At 60.1% G+C, this 20,383-nt stretch carries 18 protein-coding genes; 12 read left to right on the top strand and 6 right to left on the bottom strand.

Annotation, left to right across the window (positions count from 1 at the left end; all coding sequences use genetic code 11):
- The first annotated feature begins 25 nt into the window (after nt 1–25).
- Entirely contained in the window at nt 26–1,327 is a 1,302-nt protein-coding gene (locus BPHYT_RS32900) for an MFS transporter (RefSeq protein WP_012428446.1), read from the top strand.
- Complete coding sequence (locus tag BPHYT_RS32905) at nt 1,324–2,739, top strand: FAD-binding oxidoreductase (protein WP_012428447.1); 1,416 nt, start codon at nt 1,324–1,326, stop codon at nt 2,737–2,739. The genes BPHYT_RS32900 and BPHYT_RS32905 overlap by 4 nt, the downstream gene beginning before the upstream one ends.
- Before the next feature lie 215 nt (nt 2,740–2,954).
- On the opposite strand, the gene BPHYT_RS32910 is transcribed toward BPHYT_RS32905, so the two are convergent.
- Nucleotides 2,955–3,326, bottom strand: a complete 372-nt coding sequence (locus BPHYT_RS32910; protein ID WP_012428448.1) for a YciI family protein — start codon at nt 3,324–3,326, stop codon at nt 2,955–2,957.
- A gap of 272 nt (nt 3,327–3,598) precedes the next feature.
- Nucleotides 3,599–4,501, bottom strand: a complete 903-nt coding sequence (locus BPHYT_RS32915; protein ID WP_041759352.1) for a LysR family transcriptional regulator — start codon at nt 4,499–4,501, stop codon at nt 3,599–3,601.
- Between the two features lie 177 nt (nt 4,502–4,678).
- On the opposite strand from BPHYT_RS32915, the gene BPHYT_RS32920 reads away from it, so the two are divergent.
- From BPHYT_RS32920 to BPHYT_RS32950, 7 genes are all read left to right on the top strand, one after another.
- Complete coding sequence (locus tag BPHYT_RS32920; protein WP_012428450.1) at nt 4,679–5,515, top strand: alpha/beta fold hydrolase; 837 nt, start codon at nt 4,679–4,681, stop codon at nt 5,513–5,515.
- A 56-nt stretch (nt 5,516–5,571) separates the two neighbouring features.
- Nucleotides 5,572–6,918: an LLM class flavin-dependent oxidoreductase gene (locus BPHYT_RS32925; protein ID WP_012428451.1), complete on the top strand. Its 1,347-nt coding sequence runs from the start codon at nt 5,572–5,574 to the stop codon at nt 6,916–6,918.
- A gap of 27 nt (nt 6,919–6,945) precedes the next feature.
- Nucleotides 6,946–7,392, top strand: a complete 447-nt coding sequence (locus tag BPHYT_RS32930; protein WP_012428452.1) for an MDR/zinc-dependent alcohol dehydrogenase-like family protein — start codon at nt 6,946–6,948, stop codon at nt 7,390–7,392.
- Between the two features lie 57 nt (nt 7,393–7,449).
- Complete coding sequence (locus BPHYT_RS32935; protein ID WP_012428453.1) at nt 7,450–8,196, top strand: SDR family NAD(P)-dependent oxidoreductase; 747 nt, start codon at nt 7,450–7,452, stop codon at nt 8,194–8,196.
- Between the two features lie 86 nt (nt 8,197–8,282).
- On the top strand, nt 8,283–9,032 hold the full coding sequence (locus BPHYT_RS32940) for an SDR family NAD(P)-dependent oxidoreductase (protein WP_012428454.1): 750 nt from the start codon (nt 8,283–8,285) through the stop codon (nt 9,030–9,032).
- 341 nt (nt 9,033–9,373) lie between these two features.
- On the top strand, nt 9,374–10,249 hold the full coding sequence (locus tag BPHYT_RS32945; RefSeq protein WP_012428455.1) for a site-specific integrase: 876 nt from the start codon (nt 9,374–9,376) through the stop codon (nt 10,247–10,249).
- A 21-nt stretch (nt 10,250–10,270) separates the two neighbouring features.
- Nucleotides 10,271–11,440, top strand: coding sequence for an IS91 family transposase (locus BPHYT_RS32950; RefSeq protein ID WP_012428456.1), 1,170 nt, complete (start codon nt 10,271–10,273; stop codon nt 11,438–11,440).
- Between the two features lie 468 nt (nt 11,441–11,908).
- Here the strand turns inward: BPHYT_RS32950 and BPHYT_RS32955 are convergent, their stop codons facing one another.
- Together BPHYT_RS32955 and BPHYT_RS32960 are read right to left on the bottom strand one after the other, a co-directional pair.
- Complete coding sequence (locus BPHYT_RS32955; protein WP_012428457.1) at nt 11,909–12,565, bottom strand: DsbA family oxidoreductase; 657 nt, start codon at nt 12,563–12,565, stop codon at nt 11,909–11,911.
- A 13-nt stretch (nt 12,566–12,578) separates the two neighbouring features.
- On the bottom strand, nt 12,579–13,304 hold the full coding sequence (locus tag BPHYT_RS32960) for an SDR family NAD(P)-dependent oxidoreductase (protein ID WP_012428458.1): 726 nt from the start codon (nt 13,302–13,304) through the stop codon (nt 12,579–12,581).
- Between the two features lie 170 nt (nt 13,305–13,474).
- Between BPHYT_RS32960 and BPHYT_RS32965 the strand changes: the two genes are divergently transcribed.
- From BPHYT_RS32965 to BPHYT_RS32980, 3 genes are all read left to right on the top strand, one after another.
- A complete protein-coding gene (locus BPHYT_RS32965) occupies nt 13,475–13,792 on the top strand; it encodes a winged helix-turn-helix transcriptional regulator (protein ID WP_238535705.1) in 318 nt (105 codons plus the stop codon).
- Nucleotides 13,793–14,063: 271 nt separating this feature from the next.
- A complete protein-coding gene (yfcF, locus tag BPHYT_RS32970; RefSeq protein WP_012428460.1) occupies nt 14,064–14,696 on the top strand; it encodes a glutathione transferase in 633 nt (210 codons plus the stop codon).
- Nucleotides 14,697–15,556: 860 nt separating this feature from the next.
- Nucleotides 15,557–17,191 carry a carboxylesterase/lipase family protein gene (locus BPHYT_RS32980; RefSeq protein WP_238535706.1) on the top strand — a complete coding sequence of 545 codons (1,635 nt, stop codon included), beginning with the start codon at nt 15,557–15,559 and terminating at the stop codon, nt 17,189–17,191.
- A 418-nt stretch (nt 17,192–17,609) separates the two neighbouring features.
- Here BPHYT_RS32980 and BPHYT_RS32985 read toward each other — a convergent pair whose 3' ends face one another.
- Together BPHYT_RS32985 and BPHYT_RS32990 are read right to left on the bottom strand one after the other, a co-directional pair.
- Nucleotides 17,610–18,674: a hypothetical protein gene (locus BPHYT_RS32985; protein WP_012428462.1), complete on the bottom strand. Its 1,065-nt coding sequence runs from the start codon at nt 18,672–18,674 to the stop codon at nt 17,610–17,612.
- 157 nt (nt 18,675–18,831) lie between these two features.
- On the bottom strand, nt 18,832–20,370 hold the full coding sequence (locus tag BPHYT_RS32990; protein WP_012428463.1) for a DUF1254 domain-containing protein: 1,539 nt from the start codon (nt 20,368–20,370) through the stop codon (nt 18,832–18,834).
- Nucleotides 20,371–20,383 lie beyond the last annotated feature (13 nt).

Raw genomic sequence — 20,383 nt, forward strand, 5'->3', positions numbered from 1 at the left:
CAAAAACGATGACGGAGACAATTCGATGGCCTCAGCAGACCTCGCGGCGGTTCCACGCCAACCAGCGATAAAGCGGAAGTGGAAGACGGTGATTCTCGCGAGCCTCGGCGGCTCGCTGGAGATTTACGACTTCATCATCTATGGCATATTCGCGCGCGAAATCGCCCGCCAGTTTTTTCCCGCTACCGATCCGCTCGCGTCGTTAATCAGTACGTTCAGCGTGTTCGCGATCGGTTATGTGTCGCGTCCTCTGGGCGGCATCGTGCTCAGCAGTCTCGGCGATCGCTACGGGCGGCGCGTGATCTTTCTCGTGTCCGTACTCGCGATGTCGGCGGCGACGATCGGTATCGGACTGATTCCGGGTTATGCATCGATCGGCGTATTGGCGCCCGTGCTTCTGGTGCTGCTGCGTCTCGCGCAAGGCTTCTTTCTGGCGGGCGAATTGCCGTGTTCGATTACCTATGTGGTCGAAGAGATCCCAGCGCGCGCGAGTCTGGTGAGCGGCCTGGTTATCTTATGCCTGAATTCCGGCGTGCTGACAGCGACGCTGATCAGCCTCGCTTTGCATGCGCTGCTGAGTGCTGCCGATGTGTTGGCCTATGGCTGGCGTATCGCGTTTATCTTCGGCGGCGTGATCGGCCTGGTGTCGTACTGGCTACGCACGTCGCTGGAAGAGTCGAATGAATATCAGCGGCTCAAGAGCCACAAGGTCAAGCGTCCATTCCGGAAAGTGCTGAGCGATTACCCGAAGCAGGTCGCGATCGGTGTCGGCGTCGCGGGAATCGTGAACGCGTCGAACAGTATTCTGTTCATCGTGCTGCCGTCGTATCTGACGACGGTCCTGCACTACGCGCCCACGGCAGTCAGCGCCGGGCAGAACCTCGGCATCGCGACGATGTCGGCTTCGCTGCTGTTCTTTGCATGGCTTGGCGATTCAGTGCCTTCGCGCCATTGGCATCGTATCGGATCGCTTGTGATGCTGCTTGGCAGCTATCCGCTTTATCGGCTCATTGCAGCACATGAGATCGATCCATTGTTTGCGTTCGTGGTGATTGGCGTTGTCGGCGGCTTTGTGAACGGCGCGTATGCGTATCTGCTCGCAGATCTCTTTCCGACTAACGTGCGTTTCAGCGGCATCGCGCTATCGCTCAATCTTGCGACCGTGATCTTCACGGGTATTACGCCGCTGGTCATCACGCAATTGCTGCATCACACGGGGGCATTGACGGCGCCCGGCATCTTCCTGACGGGCGTTGCTTTAATCGCGTTGATTGCAGGCCTGTTCGTTGGCCGCTTTGGCGGACAGTTAGAACGTGTGACGCAATGAAATCGGGAGATAAGAACTACATGCATCGACACGATACCGACGCGCTTTATAACGCGCTTGTAGAAATACTGGGTGCGGATTGCGTTTCACTCGACGCAGCCGTTGCCGAAGCGCACGCGGGCGACTGGAGCGACGCGCCGCGTATGCGGCCACGAATGACCTTGTTGCCACGCAATCCGGAAGATGTTGCACGCGCGTTGCGCGTGCTGGGTGAGCATCGACAAGCTGTCGTCGTGCAGGGCGGATTGACGGGGCTGGCAGGCGGCGCGACGCCGCAAGCGGGTGAAGTGGCGTTGTCGCTTGCGCGTGTCAATGCGATCGAATCATTCGACAGGATCGGCGGAACGCTCACTGTACAGGCCGGTGTACCGCTCGAACAGTTGCAGACGTTCGTCGAAGCGGAAGGATGGTTCTTTCCGCTCGATCTCGGCGCGCGCGGCACGTGCCAGATCGGCGGCAATGCGGCGACAAATGCGGGCGGCAACCGGGTAATCCGCTTCGGCACAATGCGCGATCTGATTCTCGGGCTCGAAGTCGCGCTGCCCGACGGCACGATGCTGTCGATGATGAACCGCGTCACGAAGAATACGACGGGCATCGATCTCAAGCAGCTTTTTATCGGCTCCGAAGGCACACTGGGCGTCATCACGCGAATTGTGCTGAAGCTGGAGCCGAAGCCTTCGGCGGTGAATACGGCATTGTGCGCGGTCGCATCGTTCGACGACGCAACGCGCCTGCTGAAGTACCTGCGCGCACGGCTGGCGAATCTCTCTTCATTCGAACTGATGTGGCAGGACTTCATGAGCGCGGCGATGGATATTGCGCATCTGAAGGCGCCGTTCGGCGACACGTATCCGGTGTACGTGCTGATCGAAACACTGGGTGAGTCCGATGATGACGACCGGCGCGCGCTCGAACATTCGCTAGAACGGATGCTCGACGACGGCATTGTTCAGGACGTAATCATTGCGCAATCCATCGAACACGCAAAGCAGCTATGGGCTTACCGCGAGACGGTCGGCGAATTGCTGTCGAAACTCAAGCCTCACGCGGCGTTTGACATCGGCATACCGATGGATCGGATGAACGGCTTTGTTGAAGATGCGCGCGCGGCGTTGAACGAACGCTTCTCGCAGCAGGCCCATCTTTTCTTCGGCCATCTCGGCGATGGCAATCTGCATCTGCTATCCGGTCCGTATGCGGACGCTGCCGATTTGCTGAAAGTCGAAGAACTGATCTATGCGGCCGTCAACGATGTGCAAGGTTGTATTTCCGCGGAACATGGCATCGGTGTGATCAAGCAGCCGTTTTTGCATTACAGCCGCTCTGCACCCGAACTCGACCTTATGGGGAAGCTTAAGGCGTTGCTGGATCCGGCAGGGATTCTTAACGTTGGGCGCGTTACGAAGTGACTTCTGGAAGGCATGCTGACGTCTTGACAACTGGATTACTGAACGTCTCCTTCGCCTGAAAAAGAGACGTTAAAACAGCCAGGCGTCGAGCGACCGAGACGGTTTGTATGTGTGCGTTGCCGCTCGGCCAGGAGTCGCCATCGCCGTGACGGCTCCCGACGTCGCGAAGGCGTTTGTAGCGCGACAACGCATTCATGAGACGGACGTTCAAGCCCTCAACGGGCCAAGTAGAAATCCAAAGGGATAAGCTCGACGGCCCATCCGCCTTCTTCGCCAAGCGTGGCGGCCGGGTGCATGGACGCGAGGCGCAACGCCTCGTCGAGGCTATCCGCCTCGATGACGAACAGGCCGCCCACCACTTCCTTCGCCTCGGTGTACGGTCCATCGGAGACGTGTGTCTTGCCGCCGCGCGGGCGAAGCGTCCGCCACGTGTCCAGATCACCAAGCGACGCGGAAATCAGAACCTTGCCGGTAGCCCGCATTTTCTCGTCCAACGCGGGGCATTGGCTTACCAATGCCTTGACGTCGTCTGGTGCCATGGCGGCGAATTGTTCAGGAGTGAAGTAGGCCAAGCCGAGGTATTTCATAGTAGGTCCGTGTGGTGGGGGATACCCTGACGACGAATCTGATGGTCGAAAATCGACAGTCTTCCGGAAAAGATTTTAGTGGGTCTCGCCCGCCTGCTCGCTTTGAACCGCGTGGTGCCCCGTCTGCCGAGGTCCGTGCCGCTTATGCGGGCGGCGTGAGGGCGTATTCGGCCACAAGGAGACACCCGGAAGCCTCCGATGATCGACTGTTAGCGAGCGATGAACCGTCACCCATCGACACGCGGCAAACGCATGGTTGACATGCTGCGGCATCATCCAGCGCGTGTCACGTCGACGCTGTCGCTAAACTCGTCCAGCAAGAAATTGATGAAGGCGCGGGCCGCCGTCCGGGTCGCGCGGCCGAGGGGGAAATAGGCATGCACCTTGGTGCCGACCATCGACCAGTCGGTGAGGATCGGCACGAGCGATCCTTCCTCGAGTTCCTCGCGGCAGGCCCAGTATCCTAACGAGGTTATACCCAAGCCAGCCTTCACGGCTGCAACCGCGCCCTCGTTGTCGCTGAACGATATATTGGGCTCTATCGGCACATTGCTGGTTATCCCCTTGCGCGTGAACGTCCAGGCGGTGCTGACAGTGGCCGCGGGTCCATAGACGATCCGGTGACCGACGAGCGCGTCCGGAGACAGGGGCGTGCCGCATCGGGCGAGATATGCAGGGGAGGCGACGATCATCCGTGCGTAGCTGGTGAGCAGACGCGCCGTCGCATTGGAGTCCGGCAGGGTTCCTATCCGGATGGCGACATCGACCGCGTCCCGGACTAGGTCCTGGCGACGGTCGTCGAGCACCACGTCGATCCGCAGCAGCGGATGACGTTCAGCAAAACGGGGAAGCCGGGGGATGACCTCGCGCACGCCGGCACTGGTCGGCATCCCGACGCGCAGCGTTCCGCGAAGTTCGTCCTGCCGGACACTCTGTCCGGCATCGTCAAGCTGGTCGAGCACGGCCTCGACGCGGATGAGATAGTCGGCGCCTGCCTCCGTCGGAATAACGGCGCGCGTCGTCCTCGCCAATAGAAGCGTACCCAACTCGGCCTCGATGTCCGAAACAGCGCGCGAGGCCTGCGATTGCGAGATCGACAGTTCGCGCGCGGCGGCGGAAAAACTTTGCAGTCGAGCGACCCGGCAGAAAATCCGCAACGCGTTGATGTCCATCATTTTCCTCCGGGCGTCTGATGTTCTATCTATGCACATTCCGGATAGATCATAACCTCGTTTCATGGCTAGTGTCTGGCGTGGCCGCCCTCTATATTGACACCGTAGCAGCACGAAACCGTCAATTCCGACAGGCCGTCACCTTCCTGGCTGGCTCGTCGGAGCACAGAGGATTAAACCATGAACAGCATCAGTCACGATACAGCACCGACCCAATTCGTCGAGGCCAACGGCATCCGCTTCGCCTACCGCCGGTTCGGCAAACAGGGTGGTTTGCCGCTTGTCTTCAATCAGCATTACACCGGCACCCTGGACCACTGGGATCCGGCAGTGACCGATGGTTTTGCAAAGGATCGCGAAGTGATCCTGTTCAACAATGCCGGCGTCTCCAGTTCTTCAGGCGAAACTCCGACGAGTTTCCAGGAGATGGGTGCCAATGCGATCGCCTTCATTCGCGCGCTGGGTCTGACGCAGGTCGACGTGCTTGGCATTTCGATTGGGGGCTTCGTGGCGCAGGAGATTGCGCTGCAGGGCGGTAACCTTGTCCGCAAGGTCATCCTCGTCGGCACCGGGCATCGTTCGCAGGACATGTCGGAAAGCCGCTCTGCGGAAATCTTCGCCGGCAGCTATGACCCGCCCGAACATCTGTGGCTTTCTGTTCATTTCGGACCGTCCGAAGCCAGCCAGAAGGCCGGCCTTGCCTTTCTCGAGCGCAAGCTGCGCCGTCAGGATCGCGATCCGCAAGTAAGCGCACAAACCCTTGCCGCCCAGGGCGAGGCGATCGGCAAATGGCATGTGCCGAACGATAGCGCGTTGGAGTATCTGAAAGGGATCCGGCAGCCCGTGTTGATCGTCCAAGGCAGCAACGACGTCATTATTCCGACAAGGCATTCGTTCACGCTCCAGCAGCATCTGCCGAACGCGCAGCTGATCGTCTATCCGGACTCCAATCACGGCTCGATTTATCAGTATCCGGAGTTGTTCGTCGCCAATGCGACGACCTTCCTCGACGCCTGAAACCCGCCGCTGACTCGTCAATCGAGCCAGCGGCACCTGACGCGACGGAACGACAGATGGCTAAACCTCGCCAACTCCACCTCGGTGCATTCATGCGACCGGCGGCCATCCACACGGGTGCGTGGCGCTATCCGGGCGCCGACCCGCATGCGAATTTCAGCCTCGACCAGATGCGTCGTTCGATCCGGCGACTGGAAGCGGCGAAGTTCGATGCCTTCTTCATGGCCGACCACCTGGCGTTATTGAACATGCCAATCGCAGCTCTTATGAGGAGCCACACGGTGACGTCATTCGAACCGTTCACGCTGCTCTCGGCGCTGTCGGCGGTGACTGAGCGGATCGGGCTGATCGCAACGGCCTCGACAACCTTCGATGCGCCTTACCACATTGCCAGGCGGTTTGCGTCGCTGGACCACATCAGCGGCGGCCGGGCCGGCTGGAACGTGGTGACGACGGCGAACCCCGACGCGGCCCTCAACTTCGGCTACGAGTCCCAGATGGATCATGACGATCGCTACGAGCTTGCACGGGAGTTTGTCGATGTCGTCACGGGCCTGTGGGACAGCTTCGCCGATGACGCCTTCGTCAGGGACACCGAAAGCGGGGTCTTCGTCAATCCGGCACGAATCCATGCGATCAGTCACAAAGGTCCCTCACTGAAAGTGCGCGGCCCGCTCAACATCGCACGGCCTCCGCAGGGCTGGCCTGTGATTGTTCAAGCTGGTGCGTCGCCGGCAGGCCGTCAGCTCGCGGCGGAAACCGCTGAAGTCATTTTCGGTGCTCCGCCGTCGATAGAGGCCGCTCGCAGCTTCAATGCCGATATACGTTCGCGCATGGTTTCGATCGGCCGTACACCCGACGCGCTGCGTTACCTGCCCGGCGCTTTCGTCGTCGTAGCTCACAGCATGGATGAGGCTATCGAGCGCCGCGCGATGCTAGATAGCCTCATCCACTACGACAGTGGCATCGGCTCTCTCAACTCGATGCTTGGATTCGACGTTTCCGGCCATGATCCCGATGGACCACTGCCGGAGATCCCGGAGACTGAAGCTGGGCGCTCGCAGCGCGAGCGCATGGTCAATCTCGCCCGGGAGAAGGGTCTGACGATTCGGGAGCTCGCGCGCGCCGCCGGCAGCTATTCGGGTTTCGCCTTCGTCGGCACCGCGACATCGATCGCCGACGAGATGCAGGAGTGGCTGGAGACTGAGGCCTCGGATGGCTTTAACCTCATGTTCCCCTGGATTCCGGGCGGCCTCGACGAGGTGGTCGACAGGCTAGTCCCGGAGCTGCAGCGACGCGGTTTGTTCAGGCGCGAATATGAAGGAAGCACATTGCGCGAGCATCTCGGCCTACCCCGGCCTTCCAATCGTTTCTTTCCGCACGAACCCCGCGCGGCCGCCTGATTTAATTGTCCGATCGAGGAGTTCTCCATGGCACGCATCGTCACCTTTGCCGAATATGGCGCACCCGATGTTCTGAAGATCGAGGACATCCCATTGCCAGAGCCGGGACCGGATGAGATCCGTATCGCCGTCAAGGCGATCGGCTTGAACCGTGCGGAATGGATGTGGCGCACGGGCATCTACGTCGAACCGGCCAATCTTCCTGGCCGGCTGGGCTACGAGTCCGCGGGCGCCTTGGCGCCGGGTGGCGCGGTAATGATCTATGGCGCGTTAAGCAACGAAGTGACACCGCTCCCGATGCTGCGAACGCAACCATCTCAAAGTACCTCCGGTTCAAACAAATCGTCGAAGCGCATCGCGAACTGGAAAAGAACCAGCATTTCGGCAGGATCGTCGTCACTCCGTAATTTGCGGCAGCCGCCTATAGCGAACTCCCGCGCGACGAAGTTTCATCTCGCAGTTCCAGCGTTGTGAAAAACATGCGGGCAATCTAACTGCCCGCGACTCATCCTCTATTGAATGGACAGAATCATGGCAAATACTCTTCAAGGAAAGATCGCTCTTGTGACCGGCGGCTCACGCGGAATTGGCGCCGCAACCGCCATCCAGCTCGCTGCGGAAGGCGCCACCGTAGCGCTCAGTTATTCCAGCAGTGAGGCCGCGGCCCAAGAGGTCATTGCAAGGATCGAAGCCTCCGGTGGAAAGGCTATTGCTCTGAAGGCGGACCAGGCGGATGCAAAAGCGGTCAAGGCATTGATTGCGGAAGTTATCGAGCGGTTGGGCCGGATCGACATTCTCGTCAATAACGCCGCCGTTTTCGTCACAGGTACGGTAGCCGAGACCGCTGATACATCGGCCTTCGAGAGACAAGTGAAGATCAATTACGAAGCCGTGGTCACCGCAATCCGGGAAGCGTCGCGGGTGATGGATAGTGGCGGCCGGATTATCTCCATTTCGTCGGCCCTCGCCTGGCGATCAACCTGGCCTGGCCTTGCTGACTACAGCGCAACGAAGCGTGCGATTGAAGGCTACAGCAAAGGCGCCGCGCGAGATCTCGGCCCGAAGGGCATTACTGTGAATGTTATCGGCACCGGTTCGACGAATACCGAAATGAATCCTGATGACAGTCCCTTTGCCGAGGCGCAGGCAGCCGCCACTGCGCTCGGGCGCTTCGGTCGGCCTGAAGAGATCGCCTCGGTAATCGCCTTCGTCGCCAGCCCGGCTGCGAGCTTCATTACCGGCGCAATCATTCCCGTCGACGGTGGCTATAGCGCGTGACGCAATACGAGCCACGTGACGCAGCTTACCGTTTCGTGGCTCGGATAGCTTTGAACCTTCTAACTGGTTGTCAAAGGAGTCGGAAAATGAACGATTCACCTGTAGTACTTGTGACTGGCGCGCTTTCTGGAATTGGTCGCGCAACAGCCATTGCCTTTGCAAAAGAGAAAGCTCGGCTGGTCATCTCGGGCCGTCGAATCGAAGAAGGCAGGAAGCTGGCAGAGCAACTGCGTTCGTCGGGTGCCGAAGTGGAATTTGTGCAGGCAGACGTGCGTTTCGAGGACCAGGTTCAAGGCCTGGTCGATCGGGTGATTTCCCGTTTTGGTCGTCTGGACATTGCGGTGAACAGCGCCGGTTACGAGGGCGACCCGGCACCGATCGTCGAACAGAACATCGATCAATACGCTTTTGTTTTCGATACGAATGTTCTCGGCACGTGGCTGGCGCTCAAGCATGAAATCCGCGTCATGGCAGCCCAGGGCGGCGGAAGCATTGTCAATGTATCGTCAACGATGGGTATTCGCGGCGCTCCCCATAACGCACTTTATGTCGCCAGCAAGCATGCGGTCGAGGGCCTGACGAAATCCGCCGCACTCGAGACGGCGGCGATCAATATTCGAGTCAACGCGGTAGCTCCGGGGCCCATACAGACTGAAATGCTTGACCGCATAACGGGTTCCGAATCGGGCAAGGCCGCGATGCTCGCTTCCGTGCCGCTTAAACGTGCGGGAACGCCTGAGGAGATTGCGGATGCAATCGTTTTTGTGGCGTCGGATAAAGCGAGTTTTATGACCGGAGAAGTGCTTCGGGTCAACGGAGGACGCACTGCTGCGTGAGACTGATGCACAGCCAACTCGTGATCGCATGACCACGCTGCCCGCGCTGCATGCTAAAGATTTTTGATCGAGTCGGGGGCAGAAAGGCCGCCCTTGATCAGCCACGACTGACAACGCAGTCTTGACGGCCTGATCTCCACGGGCGCCCTCCTGCAAGGGCCGTTTTTGCGTAACACGCTGACATTTCGATACATCAGCGGAAGGACAGGTGTGGGTCGATGGACTAAACCGCTCGCGCGGTAGGGGCTACGATCCGACGCTGGAGGTGAAGGTCAAGCCGGTCACGCGGTTTATGTTGGCGAACGAGGCAATCCGCCTCGCTCTTCAACAGGAGCCGAATCATGACCTCCTTACCGGCAAACGTCAGCCCATTGCGCCAGCGCATGATCGACGACATGCGCATGCGCCAGCTTGCTCCCAAGACGCAGGACATCTATCTGCACATCGTGCGTGAGTTCGCCCGGTTTCTCGGGCGCTCACCTGACACGGCCACCGTCGAGGACCTGCGCCGCTACCAGCTCTATCTGGTCGATCACGGCACATCGGCCGTGTCGCTGAACCACGCGATCACCGGCCTGAAGTTCTTCTTCACGGTCACGCTCGACCGGCCCGAGCTGATAGTCAGGATGCAGCCGGTGCGCGTTCCCCGCATATTGCCCGTCGTGCTCAGTCCCGACGAAGTGCGGCGGCTGATCGAGGCAGCCGGCAACCTCAAGCACCAGACTGCGCTGTCAGTCGCCTACGGTGCCGGGCTGCGCGCAAGTGAAGTCGTAGCGCTGAAGGTCACCGACGTCGACAGCGAACGCATGACACTGCGTATCGAGCAGGGCAAGGGCCGCCGCGACCGCTACGCCATGCTCTCGCCGGTGCTGCTCGAGCGGCTGCGCGTATGGTGGCGCATGGCCCGTGCGCAGGGCAAGATGTTTGACGGCGGGTGGCTGTTTCCCGGGCTCGATCCACTCGACCAGTTGAGCACGCGACAGTTGAACCGCGCCATTCATGCCGCCGCCGAAGCCGCGCACATCGACAAGCGTGTATCCATGCATACCTTGCGCCACAGTTTTGCGACGCATCTCCTCGAACAGAAGGTCGACATCCGCGTGATCCAGGTTCTGCTCGGCCACGCCAAGCTTGAGAACACCGCACTTTATGTGCAGGTGGCCACCGACCTGCTGCATGAAGTCACCAGTCCACTGGACCGCCTGCCTCCTGGATAAGCCCATACCCTGCAGCATCTCATGCTGGAGGTTGCGGACATCTTCCGCAGCCACGGGCCGGCGTGGCGAGCCACGACACATCTGAGCCTGGGGCAGCTGAAGGTCATGTCGGCCATCGAACGGTGCCGCACCGCGGCACTGGGCGGACATGTGCTGCGCTGTTCAGGCTGCACAATGACAGAGGTGTCCTTCAACTCGTGCCGGAACCGGCATTGCCCGAAGTGCCAGGCCAGTGCCGCACACCGCTGGCTGGAGGCACGCCAGGCCGATCTGCTACCTGTCGAGTACTTCCACGTCGTCTTCACGCTTCCCGCACCCATCAGCGCCATCGCCTGCTATAACAAACGGATCATCTACGGCCTGCTGCTCGACATCGCCGCTGACACGCTGCGCACGATCGCCGGGGATCCCAGGCATCTCGGCGCCCAGATTGGCGCCACGCTCGTACTGCACACCTGGGGCTCGGCGCTGACGCATCACCCGCATGTGCACGGCATCGTACCCGGTGGCGGACTGTCGCCTGACGGTGAGCGCTGGATCGCCTGCCGCCCCGGCTTCTTCCTGCCCGTGCGCGTCCTCTCACGCCTGTTCCGGCGCCGCTTCCTCGAAGCACTCGCAGACGCCCACAGGCGCGGCCAGTTGCAGTTCTTCGGCGAGTACACCGGCCTCGCTGATCCCGCTACCTTTGCCCGGTGGCTTGCGCCGCTACGTACCTGCGAATGGGTGGTCTACGCCAAACGCCCGTTCGCCGGACCGGAAGCGGTGCTCGAGTACCTCTCACGCTACACGCACCGCGTCGCCATCTCCAACCAGCGCCTCGTCGCCTTCGATGAGCGCGGTGTGACGTTCCGCTGGAAGGACTACCGTGCAAAGGGACGCACCCGCTACAAGACCATGACCCTCGAAACCGGCGAATTCATGCGCCGCTTCCTGCTCCATGTGCTGCCCAGTGGCTTCCATCGCATCCGTCACTACGGATTGCTCGCCAACCCGGTGCGCCGCGCCAGACTCGCGCGGGTGCGCGATCTGCTGCACATCGCACCCGCGACCAGCCCATCACCGGACCACGCCATCATCGAAACCCGGCCCGTCTTCATCTGCCGGCACTGCGGCGCACCGATGATCGTCATCGACATCCTCGCGCGCAGCGCCCCGATCCGCGCACCGCCCATGCGCCTGGATCAGCCATGAACCTCACGGCTCCTCGAACTGCCTGTCCAACGTTGGCTTTGCGGCGACGCGGCCCACGAACGGACGTATGCGCGCGTCGCTTCGCGATGTGCTTCGTGCGCCCGCTTCATCATCCCGAATACGCAACTGCACCGCGTCGCGATGGCGTTAGTGCCCGACCGGCTTCTCGCCAGACTGTGTCGCACCCGACATCACTGAACATCCCGCGCTATCAATCGCCATAGCCGCGAAACCTCCAACCGCATTGGGGCACTCCGCGGTTTCCTCCATCGGGCTTATTCGACGCCTGCCGGCACGCGCCGAGGTACCGTCACGTTCCTGGGGCCGACGGCAGGCATCGAATAACCCTAAACGATCAGAGCCCGTCGTCGTCGGGCTCAACTCGACCATTGACCGCCATTCAACTTAATGCCGTTACCGACCGTTTACCAAGTTACATCCGTCATGCGTTGCACCCCGCCAGAACAGTTATCCATGTTCTACACGGTTTGAAGCGATGAATCTCGTGGCTTCCTGCAGCGACGATGCGATCTCGTCTTCGCTACGGCCGCCGTTGATCGCGATGCGTCCCCCGAAGACGAAGTGAGGAACCGAGCGCACCCCTGCGGCGGCGGAGTTTGCTGCCTCCTGCTCGACGCGCCTGTACTCGGCCGGGTCAAGTGCAATGGCGCGGGCTTCGGCGTACTCAAATCCATGTCCGGAGGCGATGTCTGCCAGCACGTCAGCGCTTCCGATATTCTTCGCGTCAAGAAAATAGGCGTTCGTAATCGCTACGGCGAGCCGGTGCTGTGTACCGTGTTCGCGTGCGGCCAGAATGAGCGCGTGCGCCGCTTGCGTGGGATAGGCCATACGCTGGCGACCAAGATCAAGGGATAGACCCGAAGCGCGAGCCTCGGCCTCCGGCCGCGCAAACGCCACCTTCGGATCGGTTATGCCGTAACGGATGCGAAGCAGATCTGGAATGTAAAGTCCGCTCGCGGGCGCGTCCGGAAGCAGCAAGACCGGGTGGTGGTGAATGCCCACGAGGAGTTCGGGAAAGCGCTCGGCCAACACTTTGTCGAGGCGATGCTGGCCAACGATACACCATGGGCAGGTGATTTCCGTATAAAGGTCGATTCTCAGCATAGTGCCCCCCGAATCACGACTGGGGCAAAGGCGGAAGAATCGACTCGACCCGATCGCGCCTCGCGACGAGGGTCTGAATTTCTTCAGCAATTGTGTCCGGGTCGATGACCGGAAGATTCGGGTCGAGCGCTGCGCCGCTGGCGGTCATGGCACGCAAGCCCGTCGAGCGATCAATGACCGCGCCGATGTTCACCATCCCGGCATAAACGCCCCTGGACGCCACCTCTGCATTGAGCGTAAGCACGTAGTTGCGCGTGGCCGCCATGAGGGGGCCAACACCACTCATGCCAGGCCTCGTCACCACGGCCGTCAGCCCGCCGACGATCACGATCGCGCCATCGCCGCGGGCGAGCATGCCCGGAAGCACCGCATGCGATACCTCCACAGGCGCGAACGTGAAGATGTTGGCCATGGACTGTAGTGTCGACGCATCGAGGTCCACTGCCGGGACAAAGCTCGCATCGGATGGGGCTGGCGCAAAGACGGCCACATCGATAGCGCCGAGCCGATCCTTGACCGAACGGACGAGCGCGGGAATGCCGTCGAGATCGGTGAGATCGGCAGGAAAGGCGACCGCCTCGATACCGGCGACAGCCAGTGCGGCTACTCGCTCCTCTAGCGGCGCGGCACGCCGCGCGACGAGCGCAACGCGATACCCCGCGCTTCCGAACCGGTGCGCAAGGGAAGCTCCGAGACCGGTGCCGGCGCCGAACAGCGCGATGGTTTTCTTGCTAGTCATTGCGAACTCCATTGGGGTGGTATGTTTCAATGACCGACTATGCTTGATAGACTGACTACTCACAAGAACGCATAGCTTCGAGGCCTAGTCACATGCGTATGCCTGCAACCGCTCCGAGCCAACCTGGCACGAATCCGTCCTGCCAGAGGGTCAACCAGATCCTTGGCCGCATGGGTGACAAGTGGACGATCCTCACAATCACAATGCTGGCGCAGCAGCCGCGGCGCTTTAACGAGCTGAAACGCTTGATTGGTGGAATTTCCCAGCAGATGCTGACCCGCACGCTGAAGGCGTTGGAGCGCGACGGAATGGTGACGCGGACCGTCCATCCGACTGTCCCGCCGCAAGTCGAGTACGCGCTGACCGCGCTCGGCGGGTCAGTGTCCTTGCCGCTGATAGAGCTTGCAACGTGGGTCGTGGATCACCTCGACCAGATTGAAATGCATCGGGCCTTGCACGATCACGAAGCGGACCCACCGCGGACTTGATCCGGTGTGCCGTGTTGTTTGCGCGCCCGTTCAGATGACGGTAGTTCTCGCGAAAGCGGTCGTATGTTTGGCTCATTCATTCGGCCGGGTTGGGTCGAATTATGCCTTTCGCATATCTGCTGCGATCAGCGATCAATTGAGGCCTGCATCGGACCGCGTTCGGCCACGAGCGGCCGTTCGACATCAGGCCCAAGATCGCTAACAATCGACGAGTTCCTCGTTCGCCTCGCGTTCACCGATCCGCAAATTAACCCACTGTCAGGATAGCGCCATGTTTGAGGGCTCCCTTCGTTTGTATGCCGATGCACAATTCGCAAGCCCGTACGCGATGTCCGTGTTTGTCGCTCTTCAGGAGAAGCAACTGCCTTTTGAGCTGTTCGCGGTGGACCTCGGGACTGACGCCAACCATGAAGAGAGCTACGCCGCTAAATCATTGACTCAGCGCGTGCCCACATTAACGCATGGCGCTTTTGCGCTTTCCGAGTCATCGGCGATTACTGAGTACCTGGACGATACTTTCGCTGAGACGCTCGTTTATCCGCAGGATCGGCATCTCAGGGCTAGGGCACGCCAACTCCAGGCGTGGCTCAGAAGCGACCTGATGCCCATTCGTCAGGAGCGCTCGACGGAGGTCGTGTTCTACAAAAGGCAGGCCCCGCCTTTTAGTGCCAAGGCGCAGCTCGCCGTGCAGAAGCTATACTTCGCGGCAGATCGGCTTCTCTCAAACGATGCATCCAACCTGTTCGGCGACTGGTGCATCGCTGACACCGACCTGGCCTTGATGCTAAATCGCCTCGTCATGAATGGCGACGACGTCCCCGCAAAGTTGGCGTCGTACGCAGCGCATCAATGGGAACGAGCGTCAGTGCAGCAGTGGGTCACGCTGGATCGGCCTCGGCTCTGACCACCGAACATGACTGACGCAGCAATGATGCCGACAACGGGTTGAGGGTATTGCCCACTGGCGGCTACTCGCGCGGGAACCACGCGCAGCAGGTTCAGCCACATAAACGGACGCGCGACTGTCATTACGACGCCAAGGTAGACCGCGCCGTAAGCGTTCGTTAATTCCACGCTCCACACGTAAAAGAACGCAATCGCGAGCGCCAATAGCAGGACACACGCTGTTTGAGGCAGATCGCGGCGAAAAAATAAAGACTGGAATAGTCGCTGAGATGATCGTGCCGACTGAGGCTCACGTGTCGGCCACGCCGAAGGTCTGCGCGACCTGTCCGATACCGATACCGAGTAGGCCAAGCGCGGCGACGCGTGACAATGCTCGCTAAGGCAATGAATGTCGGCCGACAACGACGAAGATAAGAAGCAGCGGCACCGCCACGCCATAACGCATCGTGGTAAGCATCAGCGGCGGCATGCCGGCGTCCCGTCTGATGACGGGACGCGCGCTTCGTCACAGCATAGGCGCTTACTTCATGCAACGCTCCACACTGGAACGGTATCCGGCACGGCAAACGTATGCTTTCCAAAAAACCACCTAGCATTCCGAACTGTTGTGCTGCATGAACCCGATTCATGGCGGCCATTATTGGCCCGAATTTGACGGCGAAAAATCACGCTCCGATACTCGGTCCCACTCTGCGCCGCAGAGCCCGCCGACATGAGAACGATGGTGGTATGCGAAACATTCCACACTCAGGCGATGGACTGAGACAAAGGACGATGACAGCCATGATTGCACGGAGACACAACGTTTTGGAAAAGACGGAACCTCGCGCTGTACTGAAGCAGGACGCATCAAGGCACTTGCCCAAGTTGTTCGTTTCGTCGACGCTCGCTGTCATGCTGGCGGCATGCGGCGGCGGCGGCTCTGCCGTGACCTCTGATCCGACCATTGCCGTCACCGCCGACGGCGCCGTGAAGGGCTCGGCAAGCGACGGCGTGGTCGCTTTCAAAGGCATCCCTTTCGCGGCTCCGCCGGTCGGCGCGCTGCGCTGGAGACCGCCACAGCCCGTGACCGCGTGGAGCGGCGTCCGACAGACCACGTCGTTCGTTCACGACTGCATGCAGACGAGCGGCGCAAACTCCGGGCTAACGGTCACGCCGTCGGAAGATTGCCTGTACCTCAACGTATGGCGTCCGCAAAACAGCAACGGCAAGAATCTGCCTGTGATGGTCTGGATTTACGGCGGTGCATACGTCACTGGAGGCACGTCGATGCCGACTTATGACGGCACGCAGTTCGCCAATCAGGGCGTCGTCATCGTCACTATGAACTACCGTCTCGGCCGGTTTGGCTTCTTCGCCCACCCGGCCTTGACGGCAGCCGCCGCGCAATCCGGCGAGACGCTGGCCAACTACGGCTACATGGATCAGATCGCCGCACTCAAATGGGTACAGCGCAACATTGCCAACTTCGGCGGCGACCCGACCAACGTCACGCTCTTTGGGGAATCCGCCGGAGGCGAAGCGGTTCACAACCTACTGACCTCGCCGCAGGCAACGGGACTGTTCGCGAAGGCGATCATCGAGTCCGGCAATGGACGCGTCAATCAGTACTACGGTCGCACGCTCTCGCGGAACGCGAAAACGGTCGGCGACTCTGCTGAAGAACAGGGTTCCGCGTTCGCGACAGGATATGGCATCGCCGGCAGCGACGCCAGTTCGTTGCAGGCGCTGCGCGCGCTCTCCGCCAGTCAGGTTCTCGATGGGCTCGACACTTCCACGTTGAATAGCGCGCACAGCCTCGCGACGTTCTCGGGCAGTTCCATCATCGACGGCAAGCTCGTGGTGGATGAACCCGAGAATCAGTACAAGGCCGGCCAGTTCGCCAAGGTTCCGCTTCTGCTCGGCGTCAACAATGCGGACCTCGGCTTCGCCACACGCGGGCTCACGACGAAGGAACAGGCCTACGCGATCTTCGGTCCGCAGAACCTGGGCGCGGCTGCAGCGGCGTTCGACCCAACGGGCACGGCTTCTGTTTCGACAGTGGAAAACCAGATCGCCCGCGTCATCACGATGGACGAACCCGCGCGCTTCGTGGCGAGAACCTTCATCGCGCAAGGTGTGCCGACATATTTGTATCGCTTCTCGTATGTCGCCCAGTCGATACGCAGCAAGGTCAGCGGTGCAACGCACGCCGCCGAAATTCCCTATGTGTTCGACACGCTCCCGGCAACGTATGGCGCAGCCGTGACGAGTCAGGACGAACAGGTCGCGCACAGCATGATTGCTTATTGGACGGCGTTCGCCAGAACGGGGAGTCCCTCCGGCGCGGGGCTGACTGCCTGGCCGCGTTACGACGCAGGCCTCGACAATCAACTGGAGTTCACGTCGGCAGGCACGCTGCAAATTAACCAGCCGAACCCGTTGAAAGCGCAGATTGATCTCGTCGAGCCGCTCAATGATGCAAACCAGACAGTGAATCGTCAGTATCAGTGACACTTCTACGAAAAGCCGATGAAGTGTGCACGCCAGGCTGCTTCGTCGGCTTTCAGCATCGATGGTCGCGTGACATCCGCATTCCTGCTACCGCGTGAACCACCGCCGGGGTCCGTGATTGCGATCACTCGCTGCAGAACGGGCGCCCGAACGGTTTGAAGAAACCCGGCGGTCCCGCTTGAGGGTTCGACCGATGCGGTAGGTATACCGGTCGTTGGATCGACTACACGATGGGCCGGACGAACGGCCTGAATTGGCCGCTTGTGGCTGATTGGGTGAACGAGGTCGAGCCGCCGAAGCGGTTTCCATGGGGCAGTACGCAGCCACCTACAGTCAGTCATTCGACGCGTCGTCTGGCCGGACATTCGAACGTCGGCTCCTGCTCCGAAACTGCCTTTGACTGTACAGCACGTGGCACCTAGAAACTCAGAGCAAGTCCCAACGACGCGCCTGTGACGTCCTTGCCGAATGCGTAGCGCGCGACGATTCGCAAACGGGAAAATAGCTTCGTCACATCGCCTGTATCGATTTCTATCCCGGCGCCCAGCGACGTCAGCTGGTTGAAGCCTAGAATGTTCGCCTGACTGCCGAGATAGGTCGAATGAGAGAGTTCGAGCACATACCGTAGTGGCCGGTTCAGCACGAACGCGCCGGTGGGAGCTCGCCACCGCGCATAGAGGTTTGTAGACTGCGCGTTGGCTGTGCCGCGCACTGCACTCGACGACCCGAAGCTTTGCAGGTAGATGTTGGTATAGCGTAATTCGAGATCAAACTCATAGGGCTCTCTACGTGGATACCAGCCCAGCACTAGCGACCCGCCGAGACCGTACACATTGAGTGAGCCATTCTTGATGAAGTCGATGTTGCTATCCGTCCGTCGATTGATCAGGAACTGTGCAGCCGTGGCATCACTCAGCACCTCGCCGAGGGAGAAATTGAAAATGGGCCGAATGACGAGATCTCTACTTGCGTTGAGCGGAAAATCCCAACCGATTCCGCCTGTAGCGGCGACGTTTGTCCATCGTGTCGGCAGAGCGCGCTGCTGTTGTCCATCTGAAACGAGAAAGGTCGGATCGTAGCGAGACGCGCCCAGCGCACCTTCCAGATACAGCGGAAAACCTTGGCTCAAGGTGAAGCCACCGCCGAATTGCGTCATGTTCAAAGACGGGTTACCGGTTCCACCGTCACGTATTCCAAGCGTGCTAGCCGAGAGATCGGGCGTGACCGTGAACGAGAGCAGCGCCACAACCGCATTGGCACGCCTTTGTACATCGGGTCCGGTAAAGGCAGGCGCGGCCGCATCGCCGGGTGCAGCGCTCGCCTCGGAAGCAAGACACTGGCAAAAGACCGGCAGAAGCACAGAGGTGACAGCTACGATCCAGGTGCGCCCGTGGCATTTCGAAGTACGGCGGGATGTGAATCCATCCCCGACGCAGTGCGTGGCGGCGGAACGCAGGAAGGCACGCTCGTGATGTTGTCGCATGGATGCCGTCTGGGCTTGCACGCAACTACACTGAGAATCTGACATGGCGCGACGGATCCATGAGGTATCTCCATCCCCGTCGCTCGCGATACGAAAATCGCACTAGCGGATCCGAGCGTTGTCTGGGTTCACTGCGGTTCATGACGTAGCATTCGACCTATTTCACGCGCTCGATATCACCCGGCTTCCAACTCCCATCGATTGCCGCTTGTGTCGGAGCATACAGACGCAGGATCGAAAAAAAGCCGCGATTGGGAGGTGTAGCCAGCCAGTTACCTTCCTTCCCTTTAGGTGTTTTGGAGCCGATATACAACGTTGTGCTTCCGTCATCGTTCTCCTTCGGATGATTCAGTTTTCCGAGTGACGGGAACGGCTGACCGTTGTCGAGCCCCGATGCGTTCGATGCGTCATACAACGTGACCGACCAGAAGAGTTTCGCGGGGATGTCCGGCGGCAGCGTGACCTTGTAGTTATGGTCGCCGGTTAGCGGTTGCCCCGACGCGTCATTGAACGCAATCATGTAGAAAGCGCCTTTGCCTGGCGTCATTGATACCATGCCTGGGCTGATCGAATAGTAATCGGTGAAGAACCACACGCGCGCATCGAGATCCCGATATCCGCTGCTGCTTGACGTAAAACTCAGATCGTTCGAGGCATTCGGCCAGCGTGCCGTGACGTTGTTGACGGGGTTGACCCATTGACGGTCGTTGTACACGCGAATGTCCTTATCGGCCTGCAATCCGATCACACGGCTGGTGCTGTAGCCCGTTTTCGCGGCGTCAGCGAAGATTTTCCTCGTGCGAGCGTCCGGCTCGAATGGCTTGCCCTTCACAATGCCGAGGCCAGCAAGCATACCCATCCAGTCCTGATCCGCGAGATTGCTGCCTTCCGTATCAACGAGATACTTGAGGTCCTGAAACGCGGCAAAATTACTTCTCGGCAGCATGTCGTGCCCGGATCCTGATGCATCGAAGAATTTCATCTTCGCAGCACTCTCCTGTTTCCCGAGCGGATACAGGACGCATTGCCTGAGCAGATCACTTGCCGGTGCGATGTTATCGAGCGACTGGTAGAACGAGCGCAGGAAAATAAAGATATTGTTGGTGCTGGAGCGGTACACGTAGTAGCCCGATGGCACGTCGCCGGAGTAGCCGGGCGGGAGAATCAGGAATTTTCCACCGGCACCGCCGTCCGGGCCTGGCAATCCAACGTCACCGAAATAGGCAGTGCCGTTGACTGTCGGCCCCGGGATAGGTCGTTGCCACATGTCGAGGAGAATGCCCTGCAACTTGGGCGGTGCCTCGAATACGAGCGGGCCCGTATCGGCAAGGTTGACAAACACCATGCCGTAGATGAGGTCCGAATTTGGCGTGGTGATGAGCGTTTTTGCATCGAGACGTTTAGCCCAGATTGCCATCGTGTTGTAGCCGGTACCGTACGCTTGGGCGAAGCCGTCACGCATGCCCATCGTGTTGAGTAATGGCATCGCCCACAGATAAGTCTGCGTGGCCCGCTGGAAAAGAAGTTCATCCTTCAGAGCCTTCGCTGTGTCCGCGGTGGGGCGTCCCTTGACGAAGGCGCTATTTGCCAATGCATCGAAGCGACTCGTCTGCGCGTCCGCGTGAGCCACAAGGCTCGATGCAACCAGCCCGGCTGCAATTACCACCTTCGAACGGTGTGCACATTGCCTGAACATATTTCCTCCGTGT

Source organism: Paraburkholderia phytofirmans PsJN, assembly GCF_000020125.1.
Lineage (GTDB): Bacteria > Pseudomonadota > Gammaproteobacteria > Burkholderiales > Burkholderiaceae > Paraburkholderia > Paraburkholderia phytofirmans.

What these genes read in the sequence shown, in the direction of transcription:
- BPHYT_RS32900 (WP_012428446.1), top strand. Translation starts at nt 26, where the DNA reads ATGGCCTCAGCAGACCTCGCGGCGGTTCCACGCCAACCAGCGATAAAG.
- BPHYT_RS32905 (WP_012428447.1), top strand. Translation starts at nt 1,324, where the DNA reads ATGAAATCGGGAGATAAGAACTACATGCATCGACACGATACCGACGCG.
- BPHYT_RS32910 (WP_012428448.1), bottom strand. Translation starts at nt 3,326, where the DNA reads ATGAAATACCTCGGCTTGGCCTACTTCACTCCTGAACAATTCGCCGCC.
- BPHYT_RS32915 (WP_041759352.1), bottom strand. Translation starts at nt 4,501, where the DNA reads ATGATGGACATCAACGCGTTGCGGATTTTCTGCCGGGTCGCTCGACTG.
- BPHYT_RS32920 (WP_012428450.1), top strand. Translation starts at nt 4,679, where the DNA reads ATGAACAGCATCAGTCACGATACAGCACCGACCCAATTCGTCGAGGCC.
- BPHYT_RS32925 (WP_012428451.1), top strand. Translation starts at nt 5,572, where the DNA reads ATGGCTAAACCTCGCCAACTCCACCTCGGTGCATTCATGCGACCGGCG.
- BPHYT_RS32930 (WP_012428452.1), top strand. Translation starts at nt 6,946, where the DNA reads ATGGCACGCATCGTCACCTTTGCCGAATATGGCGCACCCGATGTTCTG.
- BPHYT_RS32935 (WP_012428453.1), top strand. Translation starts at nt 7,450, where the DNA reads ATGGCAAATACTCTTCAAGGAAAGATCGCTCTTGTGACCGGCGGCTCA.
- BPHYT_RS32940 (WP_012428454.1), top strand. Translation starts at nt 8,283, where the DNA reads ATGAACGATTCACCTGTAGTACTTGTGACTGGCGCGCTTTCTGGAATT.
- BPHYT_RS32945 (WP_012428455.1), top strand. Translation starts at nt 9,374, where the DNA reads ATGACCTCCTTACCGGCAAACGTCAGCCCATTGCGCCAGCGCATGATC.
- BPHYT_RS32950 (WP_012428456.1), top strand. Translation starts at nt 10,271, where the DNA reads ATGCTGGAGGTTGCGGACATCTTCCGCAGCCACGGGCCGGCGTGGCGA.
- BPHYT_RS32955 (WP_012428457.1), bottom strand. Translation starts at nt 12,565, where the DNA reads ATGCTGAGAATCGACCTTTATACGGAAATCACCTGCCCATGGTGTATC.
- BPHYT_RS32960 (WP_012428458.1), bottom strand. Translation starts at nt 13,304, where the DNA reads ATGACTAGCAAGAAAACCATCGCGCTGTTCGGCGCCGGCACCGGTCTC.
- BPHYT_RS32965 (WP_238535705.1), top strand. Translation starts at nt 13,475, where the DNA reads ATGGGTGACAAGTGGACGATCCTCACAATCACAATGCTGGCGCAGCAG.
- yfcF (WP_012428460.1), top strand. Translation starts at nt 14,064, where the DNA reads ATGTTTGAGGGCTCCCTTCGTTTGTATGCCGATGCACAATTCGCAAGC.
- BPHYT_RS32985 (WP_012428462.1), bottom strand. Translation starts at nt 18,674, where the DNA reads ATGCGACAACATCACGAGCGTGCCTTCCTGCGTTCCGCCGCCACGCAC.
- BPHYT_RS32990 (WP_012428463.1), bottom strand. Translation starts at nt 20,370, where the DNA reads ATGTTCAGGCAATGTGCACACCGTTCGAAGGTGGTAATTGCAGCCGGG.